Annotated in this window: 3 protein-coding genes; all 3 read right to left on the reverse strand. The window is 69.0% G+C overall.

The window, feature by feature from the left end:
- Positions 1-44: 44 nt before the first annotated feature.
- Genes istB through istA form a run of 3 tightly spaced genes read right to left on the reverse strand, consistent with a single transcriptional unit; the run spans position 45 to position 2673 of the window.
- On the reverse strand, positions 45-797 hold the full coding sequence (gene istB, locus ACLHRZ_RS42430) for an IS21-like element helper ATPase IstB (RefSeq protein WP_490423987.1): 753 nt from the start codon (positions 795-797) through the stop codon (positions 45-47).
- On the reverse strand, positions 794-1039 hold the full coding sequence (locus tag ACLHRZ_RS42435) for a hypothetical protein (protein WP_490423988.1): 246 nt from the start codon (positions 1037-1039) through the stop codon (positions 794-796). Before ACLHRZ_RS42435 ends, istB begins: the two co-directional genes overlap by 4 nt.
- Complete coding sequence (gene istA, locus ACLHRZ_RS42440) at positions 1036-2673, reverse strand: IS21 family transposase (protein ID WP_490423989.1); 1638 nt, start codon at positions 2671-2673, stop codon at positions 1036-1038. Before istA ends, ACLHRZ_RS42435 begins: the two co-directional genes overlap by 4 nt.
- Positions 2674-2863 lie beyond the last annotated feature (190 nt).

The following is a 2863-nucleotide window of genomic DNA, read 5'->3' on the forward strand; positions in this document are numbered from 1 at the left end:
GTCGGCTCACGTAATTGATCCGGCCCCGGGTGTGGTGATCGGGTCTACTTCGGGTTCTTGGGGCGCTTGTTCGGCCTGTAGGAGGGGCCGTTCATGAAGACCTGATGGCTGGTGTTGATCAGTCTGTCCAGGAGTGACTCGGCGACGACCGGGTTCGGGAACAGCGGATACCAGTCCTGCGGTGCGCGGTTAGCGGTGATCGCGATCGAGCGGCCCTCGGCGACGCGCTGGGAGATCAGCTCGTAGAGGTCGTCGGCCTGCGTGGCGGTGAGCTCGCGCATCGCGAAGTCGTCGAGGATCAGCAGGTCGGGCTTGATGTGTGCGGCGAGGCGTTTGTCGAAGGTGTGGTCGGCGTGGCCGCCGGCCAGGTCGGCCAGGATGCGGCTGGTCTTGTGGAAGCGGACCTCGGCTCCTGCGCGGATCGCGAGGTGTCCCATGGCCTGGGCGACGTGTGTCTTCCCGACGCCGACGGCCCCGTAGACAATGATCGATTCTCCGGCTTGCAGCCAGCGCAGTGCCGCGAGGTCGCGGATCTGTGCGGCCGGGAGTTTGGGGCTGGCGGAGAAGTCGAAGCCTTCGAGGGTGGTCTCGGTCTCGAAGCGGGCTCGGCGCAGGCGGCGGGCCATGGCGACCTGTTCCCGGCGGGTGATCTCGTCGTCGCAGAGGATCTGCAGGAACTCCAGGTAGCCCAGGTTGCCGCCCTGGGCCTGGGCGAGGCGGGCGTCCAGGGTTTCCAGCATCCCGGACAGTTTCAGGGCTCGGAGGCTGTCGGCCAGCGCGGGGCGCAGGATCGTCATCGTGTGGTCTCGGCCTTCTGGGGGTGTCCGGTGGGGTGGGTGAGCAGGCTGTGGAGGGTGTCGGCGTGCAGGCCGGCGGTGGTGAACAGCACGTCGACGGCGCCGTCGAAGCCGAAGTGCGCGTCCAGGGCGTCCGCGACGGACACGTCGTCGATGTCCAGCACCGTCTCGAGGGTCCGCAGCAGCCCGGCCAGCGCGATGGCGTCCTTGCGGGGCAGCGCGACCGTGTCGGCGTGGGTCACGAGGCGGCGCCCGGCTCGCCGCCGTCGGCATCGGCATGACGAGCGGCGGGTGCCGTGCTCGTCGTGCCGGTCGTCGTCGCAGCGTTCGCGGGGAACGGGATGACGTCGGCGAACAGCCGCTCGGGGCCGTGCAGGAACGCCGGGGCGCCGGCGTCACCGGTGGGACGGTCGTCGTGCCCGGTGTCCTCCAGCCCCGCGGCCAGGATGTTGCGGATGGTGCGATACGACGGGTCGCCGGCTGCGGCGGCCTTGCGGCAGGCCGCTTCCAGCCGGGCGTCGGTGTGCTTGCCGGCCAGATTCAAGATCGCCTGGGCCGAACGCAGCCGGTGCAGGGCCGGGCCGTCCAGCAGTTCGGCGATGACCGCGGTGGTCGCGGGCCCGGTCTGCTCAGCCTGCTGGCGGCACCAGGCGGGGGTCTTGGCATGGAAGGCGATCTTCTCCGGCGGGTAGTCCGCGATGTCCGTGGCCCGGCCCTTGTCCTGACGGACGTGGGTCTTCACCAGCTCGCCCTGGTGGAAGATCTGCACCATCGTCGCCGTGGCCCGGATGTCGACGTGGCTCCCGATCAGCTTCCACGGAACGCTGTAGAGCACCTTGCCGCACTTCACGTGCACGTCCGGGGCGACCTTGGCCCGTGACCACTCCGCCAGGATGAACGGCGCGGCCGGCAGCGGGGTCAGCGTCCCGGCCTCGGCCTGGTCGAACACCTCGGCCGGAGTACGGCCGTCCAGACCGCGGTGCCTGCGCCGGCCCGCGACCTCACGGCACCAGTGCAACGCCGACGCCTGCATCTCCACCAGCGACGTGAACTCCCGACCCTTCCACCACGAATCACGTATATAAGGCATTTGGCGCTCCACCCGGGGCTTGTCCTTGGGCTTCAGAGCACGCGCCGGATCCACCAACGTGCCGTAATGCGCCGCGAGTTCGGCATAGGAACGGTTCAGCTTCGGGTCATAGAGGTCGGGCTTGTCCACCCCGGTCTTCAGGTTGTCCGGCACCAGACGCGCCGGAGCGCCGCCGAAGAACGCGAACGCCTCGACGTGACTGGCCGTCCACGAAGCCTGGTCCATGCTCACCACGGGGCGGACGAACATGTGCCTCGAGTGCGACAGCACCATCACGAACGCCCAGATCCGCTGCGAGCGTCCGGTGCGCGGATCGGTCCAGGAACCCAGCAGCCCGTAGTCGATCTGCGCCTCCAGCCCCGGCTCCGGATCCGCCCGCAGCACCGTGACCTTCGCCCTCACGGCGTCCTCGGCCAGGTTCGCCGCGATGTACCGCTTGAGAGAGGCCACCGACCCGGGCACCCCGCGCTCATCGCGCAGCCGCTGATGGATCGTCGCCTTGGTCACCCCGGCCCGCAACTGCCCGGCGATGTACTCGCGGTGCTTGTCGAACTCCGGCCAGGTCACCTGCCGCAACCGGGTATCCGTCAGATGCGGGAACCACTCCTTGACCAGCGCCGCCCACTCCGCCTCCGACACCGGCGGCCCGCCGGGCACGAACCCAGCCGCGATCGCCGGCTCCACATACCGGCGGATCGTCCCGCGGGCCACCCCCAGCGAACCCGCGACATCGTGCTGAGACCGCCCGGCGTACCAGTGCACCAGGATCTCGGTTATATCGATCACGTAGAACGTCCTCCTCGCCATCCGCCATCTCCCGGCTGCCAGGCCGCCGGGAAAGGATCTTGAACGAGGAAGAGGGACGATCTTCACAACTGCACCCGAACGCTCGCCGTAACCTCGACGAACACCACGAGCGCGCTACTGGGTCACGACGAGCGGCGAGCGGGTCAATTACGTGAGCGGATCACACCTC

It is taken from the genome of Streptomyces sp. AM25 (genome assembly GCF_058146165.1).